The 15,730-nt window shown below is 63.2% G+C and carries 11 protein-coding genes; all 11 read right to left on the bottom strand.

The features are described 5' to 3' along the window. Nucleotides 1-212 precede the first annotated feature (212 nt). The 11 genes from J3P86_RS15070 to J3P86_RS15020 all read right to left on the bottom strand — a co-directional run bounded on the left by J3P86_RS15070 (nucleotide 213) and on the right by J3P86_RS15020 (nucleotide 15,730). On the bottom strand, nucleotides 213-977 hold the full coding sequence (locus J3P86_RS15070) for a PIG-L deacetylase family protein (RefSeq protein ID WP_434698319.1): 765 nt from the start codon (nucleotides 975-977) through the stop codon (nucleotides 213-215). Between the two features lie 245 nt (nucleotides 978-1,222). Beyond that, a complete protein-coding gene (gene glgX, locus J3P86_RS15065) occupies nucleotides 1,223-3,382 on the bottom strand; it encodes a glycogen debranching protein GlgX (RefSeq protein WP_434630513.1) in 2,160 nt (719 codons plus the stop codon). A gap of 146 nt (nucleotides 3,383-3,528) precedes the next feature. After that, nucleotides 3,529-3,882 (bottom strand): DUF2934 domain-containing protein, encoded by a 354-nt coding sequence (locus J3P86_RS15060; RefSeq protein WP_305500620.1) that lies wholly within the window; start codon nucleotides 3,880-3,882, stop codon nucleotides 3,529-3,531. A 20-nt stretch (nucleotides 3,883-3,902) separates the two neighbouring features. Then, nucleotides 3,903-6,689, bottom strand: a complete 2,787-nt coding sequence (locus J3P86_RS15055; protein ID WP_434698318.1) for a malto-oligosyltrehalose synthase — start codon at nucleotides 6,687-6,689, stop codon at nucleotides 3,903-3,905. Continuing rightward, nucleotides 6,686-8,764 carry a 4-alpha-glucanotransferase gene (gene malQ / locus J3P86_RS15050; RefSeq protein WP_434698316.1) on the bottom strand — a complete coding sequence of 693 codons (2,079 nt, stop codon included), beginning with the start codon at nucleotides 8,762-8,764 and terminating at the stop codon, nucleotides 6,686-6,688. Before malQ ends, J3P86_RS15055 begins: the two co-directional genes overlap by 4 nt. Then, a complete protein-coding gene (gene treZ / locus J3P86_RS15045) occupies nucleotides 8,761-10,563 on the bottom strand; it encodes a malto-oligosyltrehalose trehalohydrolase (RefSeq protein WP_434698315.1) in 1,803 nt (600 codons plus the stop codon). The genes malQ and treZ overlap by 4 nt, the downstream gene beginning before the upstream one ends. An 8-nt stretch (nucleotides 10,564-10,571) precedes the next feature. Next, nucleotides 10,572-12,143 carry a glycogen synthase GlgA gene (gene glgA / locus J3P86_RS15040; protein WP_434697548.1) on the bottom strand — a complete coding sequence of 524 codons (1,572 nt, stop codon included), beginning with the start codon at nucleotides 12,141-12,143 and terminating at the stop codon, nucleotides 10,572-10,574. 613 nt (nucleotides 12,144-12,756) lie between these two features. After that, on the bottom strand, nucleotides 12,757-13,719 hold the full coding sequence (locus tag J3P86_RS15035; protein WP_434698314.1) for a D-2-hydroxyacid dehydrogenase family protein: 963 nt from the start codon (nucleotides 13,717-13,719) through the stop codon (nucleotides 12,757-12,759). 12 nt (nucleotides 13,720-13,731) lie between these two features. Beyond that, complete coding sequence (locus tag J3P86_RS15030) at nucleotides 13,732-14,763, bottom strand: alpha/beta fold hydrolase (RefSeq protein WP_434630526.1); 1,032 nt, start codon at nucleotides 14,761-14,763, stop codon at nucleotides 13,732-13,734. A gap of 86 nt (nucleotides 14,764-14,849) precedes the next feature. Then, nucleotides 14,850-15,284 (bottom strand): YqaA family protein, encoded by a 435-nt coding sequence (locus tag J3P86_RS15025; protein WP_434630528.1) that lies wholly within the window; start codon nucleotides 15,282-15,284, stop codon nucleotides 14,850-14,852. Continuing rightward, nucleotides 15,284-15,730, bottom strand: a complete 447-nt coding sequence (locus tag J3P86_RS15020) for a DUF411 domain-containing protein (protein ID WP_434698313.1) — start codon at nucleotides 15,728-15,730, stop codon at nucleotides 15,284-15,286. The genes J3P86_RS15025 and J3P86_RS15020 overlap by 1 nt, the downstream gene beginning before the upstream one ends.

Here is a 15,730-nt window from a genome sequence, read left to right as displayed (position 1 = left end):
GTGGGGCAGAGCGTTTTTGGTTACTTTTGGCGCTCTTTCCAAAAGTGACCCGCCGTAAGGGCGGAACCCCAAGCAGCCGTTACCGCAGCAATGGATACGTACCCAGTCAAAAAAATCCCCGCCAGCCGTCAGCCCGCCTTCGCGAGCAGGCTCGCTCCCACAAGGTTGTGGTGACCGGATAAACAGGCCCTAGCCACAGGACAGGGGGCTAATCAGATGAAAACGATTTCGTACGGCATGCCCATGCGGTCGAGAATCACCCGCGGTACCAGCGGTGCGATACCGCTGGCCGGTTCACCGTTGAGCTGGCTGGAGTAAGCATGCATGGCGTGGCGCTTGCGGGCGGTGGTCCAGACATCCAGACGCAGTTTGCGAGCCCGATGCCAGGGGATCCTCTTCTGTTCGCGGAGGGGCCAATGCCACGCCCATACCGGCAGTTCATTGAACACCGCACCGATAACTTCGGCTGCCAGGGCTCCTGCGCGTCCGACAGTGTCGTGATCGCTGTCGCCGTCCTGGCGCCAGGTGCTGAATACCACGTCACCGGGGCGAAGATGATGACCGATGAACGCGGCCAGTGGCTCCTCGTGCTCGGCCAGGCTCTTTTCCGGGAAGCCGCCGCGCACCCATTGCAGGCCGTTGGGCGGCACACCCAGGCGATGCAGGGCGTCGACGCTTTCCTGGGGGTGGGGGCGGAACGTGCGCAGCCGCTCATCGTTCCATAATGGCGAACCCGGGTGGCCGAGGCTGCCGTCGGTGACGGAGATCAGTAGCATGGGATGGTCCAGGTTGCTCAACAACTGGAGCAGTCCCCCGCAGGCACCGACCTCGTCGCCCGGGTGCGGGGCAAGGATGACCGCGCGGGAGCCGGCGGATATGAGTGTCTGGGTGCTGATGATGGGAATGTCGGCCAGTTGCGGCGCGCTGTTCCATATCTGGGGATGCTGCCGGCCTTGCAAGCGGGAGGCGGGTTTCATAGAGGCTACGTCCTTGTGCTGTTCAATCGTTCAGTCATGCACCGGACCGACTGCCCGGCGTCGCCCCGCAGGGCTGACTGTGATTCGCGGCGCTCCGAGTCCTGGAACCGCCGTACGCGAAGTATTGACTATGCTGGCGGTTTCGTCGCGTCAGATTGCGTATCTGATCCGCTTTTTTTTATTCGAACTGCGTCGTGTGAGCGACCAGAAAAACCGCGTCCCTGCGGTTTTGTCAATTTGCCGTCTTATTCCTCTTCGTCGCGTTGCAGCTCGAACAACAGCAACGAGCGGCCGGTCACGGAGTATTCGGCATCAAAATCGAAGCGCTCCTGACCGCGCACCGTCGGCTGGTTGGTGTCCACCATGCACGTCCAGAAACTGCCTTCCGGCACTTCCGGCAAGCGGAAGTTGACGATGTCATGGTGTGCGTTGACGACCAGCAACAAGGTTGCGTCGGCCCCCTTGCGGCGGATACCGGTTTCCTGGGCGCGCCCGTCCATCAGCATGCCCAGGCAGCGGTTCTGGCCGTCCTGCCAGTGTTCAATGGTCATCTCGTTGCCATCCGGGGCCAACCAGGTGACATCCTTGACGCCGATGTCCTCGTTGTAATTGCCCACCAGGAAGCGTCCGCGCCGCAGGATCGGATAAGTCAGACGCAGCTTGATCAGACGCTTGACGAACTTGAGCAGCGCCGCGCCATCCTCGCTCAGGTCCCAGTTGACCCAGCCGATCTCGCTGTCCTGGCAGTAGGCATTGTTGTTGCCATGCTGGGTGCGGGCGAACTCGTCGCCCGCGACGATCATCGGCGTGCCTTGGGCGAGCAACAGCGTTGCGAAGAAGTTACGCATCTGCCGGTGGCGCAGCGCGTTGATCTCGGGATCATCCGTCGGACCTTCGACGCCATGGTTCCAGGACAGGTTGTTGTTGCTGCCGTCCTGGTTGTTTTCGTCGTTGGCTTCGTTGTGTTTGTCGTTGTACGACACCAGGTCGTGCAAGGTAAAACCGTCGTGGGCGGTGACGAAGTTCACCGAGGCATAAGGGCGGCGACCGCGCTGGTTGAACATTTCGCCCGAAGCGGTCATGCGGCTGGCGAAGTCGGCGAGTTGGCCGTCGTCGCCTTTCCAGAAGGCGCGCACGGTATCGCGGAACTTGTCGTTCCATTCGACCCAGCCCGGTGGGAACCCTCCGACCTGGTAACCTCCAGGCCCGCAATCCCAAGGTTCGGCGATCAGTTTCACCTGGCGCAGCACCGGATCCTGGCGACAGGCGACGAGGAAGCTGTGGCGTTCATCGAAACCGTCATGGTAGCGACCCAGGATCGTCGCCAGGTCGAAGCGGAAGCCATCGACGTGCATTTCCGTGGCCCAGTAGCGCAGGGAGTCGGTTACCATCTGCAGCACACACGGGTGGCTCAGGTCGAGGGTGTTGCCGGTGCCCGAGTCGTTGATGTAATAGCGCTTGTCGTCGGGCATGAGCCGGTAGTACGAGGCATTGTCGATCCCGCGCATGGACAGGGTCGGGCCCTGTTCGTTGCCCTCGGCGGTGTGGTTGTAGACCACGTCGAGAATCACTTCAAGATTGGCCTCGTGCATGTGCGCGACCATTTCCTTGAACTCGGCGATCTTGCCGCTGGCCAGGTAACGCGGGTCAGGGGCGAAAAAGGCGATGCTGTTGTAGCCCCAGTAATTGGTCATGCCTTTGTGCAGCAGGTGCTGGTCGTTGACAAAGGCATGGATGGGCATCAGTTCGACCGAAGACACGCCCAGCTTGCGGATATGTTCGAGTACATCGTCGACCATCAGGCCGCCGAAGGTGCCACGCAGGTTCTCAGGCACCGCGGGATGGCGCATGGTGATGCCGCGCACATGGGTCTCGTAGAGGATGGTCTTGTCCCACGGCACGCTGACGCGATGGTCGTTGCCCCAGGTGTGGGCCGGGTCGATGACCTTGCACTTGGGCACAAAAGGGGCGCTGTCGCGTTCATCGAAACTGAGGTCGCCGTCGGGGTGACCGATGGTGTAGCCGAACAAGGCCTCGGACCATTTCAGTTCTCCCACCAGCTGTTTCGCGTAGGGATCGATGAGCAGCTTGTTGGGGTTGAAGCGGTGGCCATTCTCCGGATCGTAAGGGCCATAGACACGATAGCCGTAGATCAGCCCCGGATGGGCATCGGGCAGATAGCCGTGGTAAATCTCGTCGGTGTACTCCGGCAACTCGATGCGTTCGAGTTCGACTTCGCCGGTGTCATCAAAAATACACAGTTCGACCTTGGTGGCGTTGGCTGAGAACAACGCAAAATTGACCCCCAGGCCATCCCAGGTCGCGCCAAGCGGAAACGGCAGCCCTTCACGAATCCGCGAGGCCTCGATAACCGGCGGCGGCGTGGTGTTTTTTGGACGGGTCATAGTTGCTCCTGCAAAAGACAGATTCGGTGATGCGACGCACGCAGGACTGCGTGCCTTGCGCTTATGGCGAGACGATAAAGCGTCATGCCACAAGCAGGCCCCTTCGCTGGAAGGAGCACGGGCTTGAGAACGATGAGTTCGCTGGATCAGACCGCCGGTGGTTTGCGCACCGCTCGTGGCTTCTTCGCGGCCGCCTTGTCGGCGGGCGGGACCACTGCGGCAGTCGCCGCGGAGGGTTTGGCCGCAGGCTTGGCCTTGGGTGTGGTGTTCTTCGCAGCGGTCTTGGTCGCAGCGCTCTTGGCGGGTGCCGGCTTGGTGCCGTCGGTCTTGCTGGCGGCGGTCTTGCTCGCTGCTTTCGGCGGCTTGCTAGGCGCCAGTGCCTCGGCTTCAGCCAGTTTGCGCGCCATTTCCCAGTGACGTTTTTCCTGCCCGGCGGGCTTACCCTCGGACTCCCAGATCTGATAGGCAAATTCACGAATGCGTTTATCGTCGGTACTCATCGCAGTGCTCCTGACTAAACTCAAGATTCAATAAAGACATTGACCGGGAAATCCCCCAGCGCGGCGCTGACCATCAGCTCCCTTTGGGGTGTGACTGCTGCGCTTGCAAAAAGTCCCTTCAGTTTTCCATCCTCGGCGGCGAACGGTAACGACACCCGGGTATCGCCCCAGTCCGATGCAGCCACGTGGGGCAAGGCACCGTTTTCCAGCAGGCGGGCGGCGTGCACCGGGACCACCACGATCGCCCGCTGCTGCTGGTATTCGCGCATGAACGCCAGCACCCGCCCGGCGTGTTCGCCAAGCACCGGCAGCGGTTGATAGCTGCCTTGGCGAAACAGCTGCGGGTATTCGGCGCGCAAGGCCAGCGTCCGCGCTATCAGTGCCTGCTTGACCCGACCGTCGCGCCAGTCGCGTACCAGCGTCGCCGGTGAGCTGTCGCCCTGTACCGCCTCACGGCGAGCATTAAAATCCACCGGGCGACGGTTATCCGGATCCACCAGACTGAAATCCCAGAATTCGTTGCCCTGGTAGAGGTCCGGGACGCCGGGTACGGTCATGCGCAGCAAGGTTTGCGCCAGACTGTTGAGGGCGCCCGCCGGAGCGATGGCCTGGACCGCCTCGGCGATGGCGCTGCGCAACGGCAGGCCCTCGTCGCACAGCAGCAACCGCTCAAGGAACATCTGGGTGGCTTGCTCATAGGCATCGTTGACCGCCGCCCAGCTGCTTTGCAGCTTGGCTTCGCGCAGGGCCTTGCGTTGCCATTGCCACAGGCGTTCGCTGTATTCGGCCAAGGCTTTGGGGTCCTGCAGGTCGAGGTCCAGCGGCCAGCTGCCGAGCAGGGCCTGGTAAAGGATCAGTTCATCACCGGCCGATGGGGCTGCTGGGTCGCTGTGCAGCGACGGCGAGAGGATGCGCCATTGCTCCACGCACGCAGTGTACCAGTCCGGGCGTTCGCTGATCACTGCCAGCCGGGCTCGGGTGTCTTCGCCGCGCTTGTGGTCGTGGGTCGCGGTGGTGACGAGGTTGTCGGGAAAGTGTTCGAGCCGTTCCCGGCACGCTTCATGGAATTCCTCGGCCGGGGCACTGAAGCGCTCGGTGTTGTAGCCCACGTCATTGCGCGAAAGCAGTACCGCCGAGCGATACAGTGCGGTGTCCTCGACAGCCTTGGCCGCTGCCGGCGAGGTCAGTTGCTGGAAGCGCACGCAGGCGTGGCGCAGGCGTTTGCGCTCACTGCCGCGAGGCCGCTTGCGCCATGGCATGCCACCGAGCCAGTCGGCCAGGCAGTCGAGCACCGGCCAATCGGCTTCGCTCAGGGTTTGCCGGGCGCCTTCCAGGGCTTTCTGGAAAAACACCTCGTCCTCGGCGGAGCGTCCCAGCGGGTTGATGTACGTGCGATACACCGGGAAATGCACGATCAACTCCTGCAACGCCCGACGAATCGCGCCCAAGGTCAGATCGCGGGTCATCACGTCGTCCCGGGCGACTTGCAACAGGGCCTGTGCGACGCTTTCGAAATCTCCGGCAAGAGAGCCGTTGAGAATCTGCTGGCGGGCCAGGCGGGCCTCTTCGATGAAGTGCGCCGGGCGCTCGCTGTGCCGGCTCCAGAACTCGGCGAGGGGCTCGGCGCCGGCCGGGTCGTGTTGCAACAGCGAAATCTGGTTCATGAACTCGTAACCGGTGCTGCCATCGATGTTCCAGTCGCGGCGCAGGGTTTCGCCGTCGCCGAGGATTTTCTCGACAAAAATCGGCAGGTGCCGCGAGGGCGAGAGCGAGTCGACGCGACGGCGCAGCTTGCGGCAGTAACCGCGAGGATCGGCCAGGCCGTCGATGTGGTCGATCCGCAGGCCGTCCACCAGCCCCGAGGCGATCAGCTCGAAGATCTTGGCGTGGGTCGCCTCGAACACCGCCGGCCGCTCGACCCGCAGGCCGCCCAGTTCGTTGACATCAAAGAAGCGTCGCCAGTTGATATCGTCCGCCGCCGTGCGCCAGCTGGCGAGCCGGTAGCTCTGGCGCTCGAGCAGTTGGTGCAGGCGCTCGAAACCCGCGGGCTCGGTGGAATCGTAGCCGCGCAGGGTGTCCTCAATGGCGCTGAGGATGCTCGTTTGCGTGGCCAGATCGCGCAGCTCTTGCTGGAGCGGGCGGGCGAGGGAGTGGGCGTCGGTCTGGTAGTTCAGCGTGGTGAAACGCTCGGCCAGCGCCTTGAGCGCGTCGATCTGCTCGGGCTCCAGAGCGTCCGCAGGCTTGAGCAGCTCACCGTATTGCATCGGGCAGATGGGGAAGCGGTGCTCGTAATGCTCGACATGGAAGCTGCCTTGCGCGGAATCAAAACGCAGTTTCAAGGTGCCTTCCTGCAACGCCACACCGTAGTCGCTGCCCAGGAATGGCAGCAGCAACTGGCCTTCCATCAGCGGGTCGGGGGAATGCCACTGGATGTCGAAGAATTCGCCATAAGGGCTCAAGCGTCCCCACTCCAGCAGGTCCAGCCACCAGGGGTTGTCGTTGCCGCCAACGGCCATGTGGTTGGACACGATGTCGAGAATCAGGCCCATCCGGTGCTCGCGCAAGGTGGCGACCAGGCGCTTGAGCGCAGCCTCTCCGCCCAGCTCCGGGTTGACCTGGGTCGGGTCGACCACGTCGTAGCCGTGCATGGACCCGGCCCGTGCCTTGAGCAGGGGAGACGCATAGATGTGGCTGATGCCCAGCGCTGCGAAATAGGGCACTTGCGCTACCGCATCGTCGAGGGTGAAGCCTTTATGAAATTGCAGGCGCAAGGTGGCCTGCAGCGGTTGGGTCAGTGTCTGGTTCATCGGTCACGCTCGTTCGCCTGAAGTCTCGCGCAGGCGAGTATTTCCAGACGCCGTGCGGCGTCCGGGTCATCCAGCAGCGCGCGGCTTTCCAAAGCCAGGCGCCGCCGCCAGTTGGGGTGGGTGTCGGTGGTGCCGGGCAGGTTGGCCTGTTCGTCGATACCCAGGGCATCTTCCAGGGGCAACAGCACCAGCGGCGCGCGGGTATGGCCGAGGAAGCGCACGCTGGCGTCCAGCACCTGGTCGGTTTCGCGGTGTTCTTCGCGAAAATTCTGCGGGTCCTGGTTCAATGCATTGCGTAACCCGTCACGCTCGCGTTGGCGGTGCCGGCGCCAGTCCATCTCGGTGTGGGAGTCGATCAGGTCCAGCCGGGCGTTCCAGTCGATGTCGTGACCGTGCCACCAACCGTTCAGGGTTGGCAGGTCATGGGTACTGGTGGTGGCCAGGGCGTCATCCGGCCAATCGAGGATCGGCTTGAAGTGGGTATTGTCCTGTTCGAACAACAGCACACGCATGCCGAGGATGGCGCGGGCCGCGAGTTTTTCCCGCAGGCCTTCGGGCACGGTGCCAAGGTCCTCGCCGAGCACGATGGCCCGGTGGCGATGGGATTCCAGGGCCAGCAGCCGCAGCAGATCATCGATCGGGTAATAGAGGTAGGCGCCATCGGTGGGCGGGGCGTCGTTGGGGATCACCCACAATCGTTGCAGACCCATGATGTGGTCAATGCGCAAGCCGCCGGCGTGGGCGAAATTAGCCCGCAACATTTCTATGAACGCGCGGAAACCGTTGCGTACCAGCCCCTCTGGCGAGAACGCCGAGATACCCCAGCCCTGTCCGGAGCGGTTGAGAATGTCCGGCGGTGCGCCGACGGTGAGCGAGGCGAGCAATTCATCCTGGCGGCTCCAGGCCTGACTGCCGGCGCCGTCAGCGCCCACGGCGAGATCGGCGATCAGGCCGATGCCCATGCCACTGGACTTCGCCGCGCTCTGGGCGCGCTCCAGGCAGCGGGCAATCAACCATTGGCAGAAGGCGTAGAAGCCGATTTCATCTGCGTTCTCTTCGGCGAAACGGGCCAGCGCGGCGCTGCGCGGATCGCGCCATTCTTTCGGCCACTGGCGCCAGTCGAGGCTTTCGCCCCGAGCGGCGCGATCGGCCTGGAGGGCTTCGAAGCGGCAATGGTTTTCCAGGGCCTCGCCGCTGCTGTGGCGGAAACTGCTGAAATCCTCATGCAGCGGATGTTCGCCCTGGCTGAAGCCGTCGTACAGCGCGCGAAGAACTCGCTGCTTGGCTTCGGCAGCCACCGGCCAGTCGATCAGCGGCTGCTCTTCGAGGCTGCGCAACTGGTTGGTCAAGCCGGTGGCGTCGATGGCCGTGCGCAACGCACGCTCGCCAAGGATGGTGCCTGGTGCGGCGTACAGGCTGTTGAGAAAAAGCCGGCTGGAGGGCGAATATGGGCTGTAGCGCCCGGTATCGCTGCTGAACATCGCATGCATCGGGCTGATGGCCAGGGCGTCGGCACCACGTTCGCCGGCCACCCGGGCCAGTTCTTCCAGGGCCTGGGTGTCGCCGAAGCCGCCATCGCCGGGGCGGCGCAGGGAATAAAGTTGCGCGCTCAGGCCCCAGACCCTGGGGGTCGGGTCGTCCACCGCATCCGCCACGCTGTAGCAACGGGTGGGCGCCACCGCCAGGGTGAAATGCTGGCCCTGGATGCTGACCTGCTGATAGCCCACCGGGACGATCCCCGGCAGCGTCGCGTCGGCGTCAAGTTTCAGATTCAGCGTCGCGCCATCTTCAAGCTGGATCTCGCACGGGGTCGCGGGTTCGAAATAGCGGCTCAGGTCGACATTCACGCCTGCGTTTGCGGTAAGCAGCGGCGGCAGGCGGTGGTTCTGTTGGTCTTCCTGCAACTGCAACAGGCTGGCGTCGATTTCCTGGGCAGTGCCGGCGGGATGCCCCAGGCCGGTGAGGACCGAGCGCAACACCGCGGGTGTAACTTTCTGGGCACGGCCATTGGCATCGATCCAGTCCACCGCCAGGCCCGCTCGGCCAGCGAGGATTTCCAGTTGCGCATCGCTCATAGGCGCTCTCCAGTGATATTGGGCAAGGTTGTCGCTTGCGTCAGACTGACCAGCGCGCTGTGGGGCGTGAGCACCCCTTGTTGCAACAGACCCATGGCCTGCGGTGGATGTTCGAAAAGAATCTGCGCATCTTGCGGTGCGCTGTGTTCGACCGGTTTGTCGCTGAGGTTCAGGTCGATGCGCAACACGCTGCCGTCGCCCATCTGCCAGCGCGCGCTGACGGCGCCATGGCCCAGCACATCCGCGCCCAGGGCATGGGCGGCGGGGAGGCGCGGGACGATTTCCTCACGGCGGATCTTCAATAACTGGCGATACAGGGTTTCGCAGGCCAGTTGTTCCGGTTGATGGGCTTCCAGGTTGGGCCGTGAAGCGTCGAACGTGCCGGCCGCGTTCGGGTCGGGAATCCGCTCGCGTTTCTCGGGGTCGGCAAAAGCTGCAAAGGCCTTGAACTCGTTGCGTCGACCTTCGCGCACCAACTCCGCCAGTTCGCCATGGTGGCTGGTGAAAAACAGGAACGGTTGTTCGGCGACCACTTCATCGCCCATGAACATCAGCGGGATCATCGGTGAAAGCAGCAACAAGGCGGTCGCGGCTTGCAGCGCCTGTGGCGGGGCCAGCTGGTGCAGGCGCTCGCCCAAGGCCCGGTTGCCGATCTGGTCGTGGTTTTGCAGTAACAATACGAATGCGCTCGGCGGCAGGTGGCCGCTGGGCTCGCCGCGGGATTCACCGTGGCGGTTGGTATGGCCCTGGAACACGAACCCCTGGCTCAGGCAGCGCGCGAGCTTTTCCGTGGTCTGCTCGGCATAGTCGGCGTAATAGGCATCGGTCTCGCCGGTCAGCAGCACGTGCAAGGCATTGTGCCCATCATCGTTCCACTGGGCGTCGTAGCCGTGCTCCAGCAGGCTGGCCTGGTTGTGTTCGTTCTCGACGGTCAACCAGACGTAGCGCGTCGGGTCGACCTGTTGGCGCACCGTGGTGGCGAGCTCCTGGAGGAAGTCCGGGTCTTCGATCGCATGCACGGCGTCCAGGCGCAGGCCGTCGAAACGGTATTCGAGCAACCACATCAGGGCGTTTTCGATGAAGAAGTCGCGGACCTCGCGGCGCCGGAAGTCGATCGCCGCGCCCCAGGGTGTGTGCTTGTCTTCGCGAAAGAAGCCCTTGGCGTAGCGGTGCAGGTAGTTGCCATCGGGGCCGAAGTGGTTATAGACCACGTCGATAATGACCGCCAAGCCATGGCCATGGGCGCTGTCGATCAGATGCTTGAGCTGGTCCGGCGTGCCATAGGAGGCCTGGGGAGCGTAGGGCAATACACCGTCGTAGCCCCAGTTGCGATCGCCGGGAAACTGCGCCAGGGGCATCAGTTCGATGGCGGTCACGCCAAGCCCGGCCAGGCGTGCCAGTTGCTGCTCGACGCCTTCGAAACCACCGAGGGCGCCAACATGCAGTTCGTAAATGACGGCGTCGTACCAGGGGCGACCGGACCAGTTGGTGTGTCGCCATTGGTAGGCGTGGGGGTCGACCACCACGCTGTGGCGATCGATATCACCGTCCTGGGCGCGGGAGGCTGGATCGGGCACCTCCAGCTCGCCATCGATGTTGAAGCGGTAACGAGTGCCAGCGGGGCAACGGGCCTGGATCATGAACCAGCCGTTGGCCTGGGGCAGCATCGGTATGGATTCTCCAGTGTCGAGTTCGACACTGACGTAAAAGGCATCCGGGGCCCATAGCGCGAAGCGGGTGTGCTCGGAATCGAGCAAGACCGCGCCGTGGGTCCAGGTTTCAGGCGTCCTTGACGGCATCGGTTACCTCATTGTCTGGCCGATTTTCCCAGCGATTTAGCTACCAGTTGTTCATAAAGTTCGGCATAGGGCTCTACGGCCTTGGACCAATTGAAGGGGGCCGACATCGCCCGGCAACGCATGGCATTGAGCAGCTCGGGAAACTCGAATACCTTGAAAGCCCGGCTCAGGGCCTGCTTGTAGCTTTCCACGGTGGATTCGTCGAACAGGAACCCGGTGATGCCATCCTCGATGGTGTCCGCCAGGCCGCCGGTATTGCGCGCCACCGGCAGCGAGCCGAAGCGCTGGGCGTACATCTGGCTCAAGCCGCACGGCTCGTAGCGCGATGGCATCAGCAGAAAATCGCTGCCAGCGAACATCCGCCGGGCATCGGTTTCGTTGAAGCCGATGCGCACGCCGATCTTGCCGGGGAAGCGCAGCGCCAGTTCACGCATGGCCTGTTCTTCTTCCGGTTCGCCGCGGCCAATGATCGCGATCTGCCCGCCGGACTCGACGATGAATTCGGCGACGGCCTCGGTCAGGTCCAGGCCTTTCTGATACACCAGGCGCGATACCACGGCGAACAGCGGGCCACTGGTATGGTCCAGGCCGAACAGGTCACGGACGTGGGCGGCGTTGGCAGCCTTGCCTTCCCAGTCCCCTATGGAGAACTGGCGCTGGAGATGTGAGTCGGTCGCCGAATCCCAGCTCTCGTCAATGCCGTTGGGGATCCCGCTGAGCAGGCCTTGTTGGGTTTTGGCGGCGAGGAACCCGTCAAGCCCGCAGCCGAACGCCGGGGTGGTGATTTCCTGGGCGTAGGTAGCGCTGACCGTGGTGATGTGGCTGGAATAGGCCATGCCGGCCTTGAGGAACGACAGCTTGCCGTAGAACTCCATGCCTTCCTGTTGCAGCGCGTGCTCCGGGATGCCCAGCTCCGGGCAGGAAGCCAGGCTGACCACGCCCTGGTACGCCAGGTTGTGGATGGTGAACAGGGTCGGGGTACGTTGGCCGCGCCAGTGCATATAGGCGGGGGCCAGGCCGGCCGGCCAGTCGTGGGCATGGACCAGGTCGGGGCACCAGTGGATCTGCGCCAGGTTGGCGGCGATGTCGGCTGCGGCCAGGCCCAGGCGGGCGAAGCGGATGTGGTTGTCCGGCCAGTCGCGGCCATTGTTGGCGCCGTAGGGCGAGCCTTCGCGGGCATACAGTTCGGGACAGATCAGGACGTAGATCACCAGACCGTCGGCCATGTCCATGCGGCCGATCTTGCACGGCGGCAGCGCTGCGTGGCCGCCCAGTTCGCCGATGATATGGATCGGATTGCCGCTGTTCATGACTTGCGGATACCCGGGGATCAGCACCCGGACATCATGCAGGCCGGCCATGGCCCGGGGCAGGGCGGAAGAAACGTCGCCCAGGCCACCGGTCTTGACCAGGTCGGCGATTTCCGAGGTCACGAACAGGATCTTCTTGCGGTTGGGGTTCTGTCGAACGACAGGGAGCAGTGCCTTGCCTCCGGTGGCCAGCACCGGTGCCGTCGGCGATTCAGCCGCCGGCGGTAATTGAGAGCGGACTTGCTGTGGTTCCAAGGCAGCACTGATCATAAATAACTCCTATTTCTCGATCTGTTTCCGGCAAGCGCCAGAGCTGTTGTTTCATTGGCCGAATCCTGCGGCCAGGCGCACGAGCGCTACGCAAGGAGAGCAAAGCGCTGCCCAATGCGGCGAAGCGAATCAGGTGAGGGGGCCGTTGCAAGGAATGCTCCAGCAGTTGTTGCCCTTCCTCTAACCTGACCTGTCGCCGTTGTGAAAAGTTTCGACTTTTTTTCCTTCGGATGACCGGTCGGTTTTCCCCACGGAAAGGCAGTCTAGGTCAGAAGCTAGAGCGCTGCGGTTCGGTTCGTCGAATTGTCCGACAATCACGTCGATTGTCGGCAATGTCTTACACGAAGCAGGGGAATACGAACCGACGAAGTGCAGGTTGTTTGAAACATTCAGGGTGTAGGAAGGGTGCGATGGTTCAATCGCGTGCGCGGTTCCACAGCGCTTCGCACCATAAGGGGGCGGGCTGAATGGAGGCGTTTTGATGGCCTATAAGAGCGCGTTCATATGCCTTATGTGGGAGCGAGCTTGCTCGCGATAGCGGTGTGTCAGCCATACAACTGCAACTGATCTACCGCCATCGCGAGCAAGCTCGCTCCCACAGTGGAGGGGATATTCAACCAGCCGCGGTCAGCACCCGGATCGGCTTGCCAGCCGCCCAGGCCTGCAGGTCCTCGATCATCTGGCCGTAGAACTGCTGATAATTCTGCCGGCTCACATAACCCACGTGAGGTGTGGCCAACACGTTGTCGAGGGTTCGGAACGGGTGCTCGGGCGGCAACGGTTCCTCGGCGAATACGTCCAGCGCGGCGCCTGCCAGGCGTTTGTGCCGGAGTGCGTCAATGAGGGCCGCCTCGTCGACAATCGGCCCGCGCGCGGTATTGACCAGCAGCGCCTCGGGTTTCATCCAGCCCAGGGCCTGGGCGTCCACCAGGCCCCGGCTGCGCTCGCTGAGCACCAGATGGATCGAGAGGATATCAGCCTGCTCGAACAGCGCTTGTTTGCTCACGTATTGCACGCCGGCTGCGGCGGCTCGCTCGGCGGTCAGGTTTTCGCTCCAGGCGATCACACGCATGCCGAACACCTGGCCGAACTGCGCAACGCGCGTGCCGATGCTGCCCAGGCCCAGGATCGCCAGGGTCTTGCCGTGCAAATCACCGCCCAGGCCCTGTTGCCACAGCCCAGCGCGCAGGGCGTTGGCTTCCGGTACAAGATTGCGGCTCAGGGCCATGATCAGCGCCCAGGTCAGTTCCGGCGCAGCGTGCTTGTAGCTCTCGGTGCCGCAGACCTGGATGCCCAGTGTCGTGGCAGCCTTGAGGTCAAGGGCGGCGTTGCGCATGCCGCCGGTCAGCAACAGCTGCAGGTTGGGCAGGCGGCGCAGCAGTTCTTCGTCGAAGCGGGTGCGCTCGCGCATCACGCAGATGACGTCGAAGCGTTGCAGGCGCTCGGCGAGGGTGTCGCGGTCGGCGGGGTAATCGTGCAGGAAGGTCACTTCACCAATGCTATCGAGCACCGACCAGTCCACCACGTCCCTGGCGACGTCTTGCCAATCGTCGATGACTGCTATTTGCACCGCCATGGAACACCTCTATCAGGGAATGGGTTTGTCCAGCCAGCCGAGCAGCGCCTGGTGGAACCGCGCCGGCTCTTCCATTTGCGGCGCGTGCCCCAGGTTGGGGAATTCCACCAGGGTCGACTGCGGGATCAGTCCGGCGACCTGTTTGCCTAGCACCTCGTAACGGCCCAGCCGGGCTTTCACGGCCGGCGGGGCAATGTCACTGCCGATGGCGGTGGTGTCGGACGTCCCGATCAACAGCAGCGTGGGGACCTTCAGGTCCTTGAACTCGTAATAGACCGGCTGGGTGAAGATCATGTCGTAGATCAGCGCCGAATTCCACGCCACTTGTGTATGTCCCGGGCCCTTGTTCAAGCCGGCAAGCATGTCGACCCAACGCTCGAACTCCGGTTTCCAGCGTCCGCCGTAATAGGTGTTGCGCTCGTAGTTGCGAATGCCCTCGGCGTTGAGTTTCAGCTCGCGCTCGTACCATTGGTCCACGGTGCGGTAAGGCACGCCAAGGGCTTTCCAGTCCTCGAGGCCGATGGGGTTGACCATCGCCAGGCGTTCGACCTGGTCGGGGAACTGCAAGGCATAGCGGGTGGCAAGCATGCCACCGGTGGAGTGGCCCAGCACGATGGCCTTCTGTACGCCGAGAGCCTTGAGCAGGGCCTGGGTGTTGATCGCCAACTGCTGGAAGCTGTACTGGTAATGGTCCGGCTTGCTCGACGTGCAAAAACCGATCTGGTCCGGGGCGATGACCCGGTAACCGGCGTCACTGAGCGCCTTGATCGAATCGCCCCAGGTGGCGGCGCAGAAATTCTTGCCATGCATCAGCACCACCGTCCGGCCGTTGGCCTTGCCTTGGGCGGGCACGTCCATATAGCCCATCTGCAGCGATTTGCCCTGGGACTGCAAGGCAAAATGCTTGAGCGTATAGGGGTACTCGAAACCCTCAAGCTGCGGGCCATAGGCCGGGCCTTCAGGTGGGTTCGCGGCCTGGGCGAGCATTGGCAAGGCAGCGGTGAGGAACAGGCTGGGCAGCCAGCGGGCGGTCAAACGCGACATGGGCAATCTCCTTGAGGCAACCGGCCGATCCTGGAACGGCTCGATTATGGCGACATTAACCACAGGCAACCCAAGCGCAGGAACGTTCAACCCATCCAGCCGAGGGTCGCCCAGGTGAGCACGCCATAACGCAGGCCTTTGGCGAGCGTCACGATCAACAGGAAGCGCCGCCAGGGCTCACCCATCACGCCGGCGACCAATGTCAGCGGATCGCCGATGATGGGCAGCCAACTGAGCAACAGCGACCAGTAGCCATAGCGCTGGTAGTGCCGACGGGCCTTGTCCAGAAGGGACGGGCTGACCGGAAACCAGCGGCGATCCTTGAACTGTTCCAGGCGTGTGCCCAGCCACCAGTTCACCAGCGAACCGAGGACGTTGCCGAGGGTTGCAGCTGCCAGCAGCAGCCAGATCGCGTAACGTTCGCTGAGTAGCAGGCCCACCAGCAGCGCCTCGGATTGCAACGGCAGCAGGGTCGCCGCGCCAAACGCTGCAAAGAACAGCCCGATATACGCTTCGCCCATCAATGGGCCGGATAGTCCGCCACCACGGTTTGCGTCCCGTCTTTTTTCAGCCCGATCACTTGGTAGGCATCGCTCATGCCGTCCATCTCCATGCCCGGCGAGCCCATCGGCATGCCGGGCGCGGCTACGCCAAGCAGGTCGTCGCGTATGCTCAATGCCAGCACCTGCTCGGCCGGAACGTGGCCTTCGACGAATTTGCCGTTGATTTCGGCGGTGTGGCAGGAACGCAGGTTGGGCGCGACGCCAAGGCGTTGCTTGACCGCGCTCATGTCGGCCTCGACATGGTCGTTGACCTTGAAACCGTTCTCCTGCAAGTGGGATATCCACTTCTTGCAGCAACCGCAATTGGCATCGCGGTGCACATCGATGGTCGCCGGTTCGGCGGCCTGGGCCAGGGCGGAAATGAGCAAGGTACTCAAGGCGAGCAGATGCAGGGGATGGGCCAT

Source organism: Pseudomonas sp. D1-1 (assembly GCF_051132225.1).
Classification (GTDB): domain Bacteria; phylum Pseudomonadota; class Gammaproteobacteria; order Pseudomonadales; family Pseudomonadaceae; genus Aquipseudomonas.
Note: the sequence above shows the minus strand (reverse complement) of the source record. Positions and strands in the feature narration are given on the sequence as shown.

Bases quoted from the DNA above. Each gene is read 5' to 3' on its own strand.
- J3P86_RS15055 (WP_434698318.1), bottom strand. From the start codon at position 6,689: ATGAACCAGACACTGACCCAACCGCTGCAGGCCACCTTGCGCCTGCAA.
- treZ (WP_434698315.1), bottom strand. From the start codon at position 10,563: ATGCCGTCAAGGACGCCTGAAACCTGGACCCACGGCGCGGTCTTGCTC.
- J3P86_RS15070 (WP_434698319.1), bottom strand. From the start codon at position 977: ATGAAACCCGCCTCCCGCTTGCAAGGCCGGCAGCATCCCCAGATATGG.
- glgA (WP_434697548.1), bottom strand. From the start codon at position 12,143: ATGATCAGTGCTGCCTTGGAACCACAGCAAGTCCGCTCTCAATTACCG.
- J3P86_RS15060 (WP_305500620.1), bottom strand. From the start codon at position 3,882: ATGAGTACCGACGATAAACGCATTCGTGAATTTGCCTATCAGATCTGG.
- J3P86_RS15020 (WP_434698313.1), bottom strand. From the start codon at position 15,730: ATGGCCCATCCCCTGCATCTGCTCGCCTTGAGTACCTTGCTCATTTCC.
- malQ (WP_434698316.1), bottom strand. From the start codon at position 8,764: ATGAGCGATGCGCAACTGGAAATCCTCGCTGGCCGAGCGGGCCTGGCG.
- J3P86_RS15035 (WP_434698314.1), bottom strand. From the start codon at position 13,719: ATGGCGGTGCAAATAGCAGTCATCGACGATTGGCAAGACGTCGCCAGG.
- glgX (WP_434630513.1), bottom strand. From the start codon at position 3,382: ATGACCCGTCCAAAAAACACCACGCCGCCGCCGGTTATCGAGGCCTCG.
- J3P86_RS15025 (WP_434630528.1), bottom strand. From the start codon at position 15,284: ATGGGCGAAGCGTATATCGGGCTGTTCTTTGCAGCGTTTGGCGCGGCG.
- J3P86_RS15030 (WP_434630526.1), bottom strand. From the start codon at position 14,763: ATGTCGCGTTTGACCGCCCGCTGGCTGCCCAGCCTGTTCCTCACCGCT.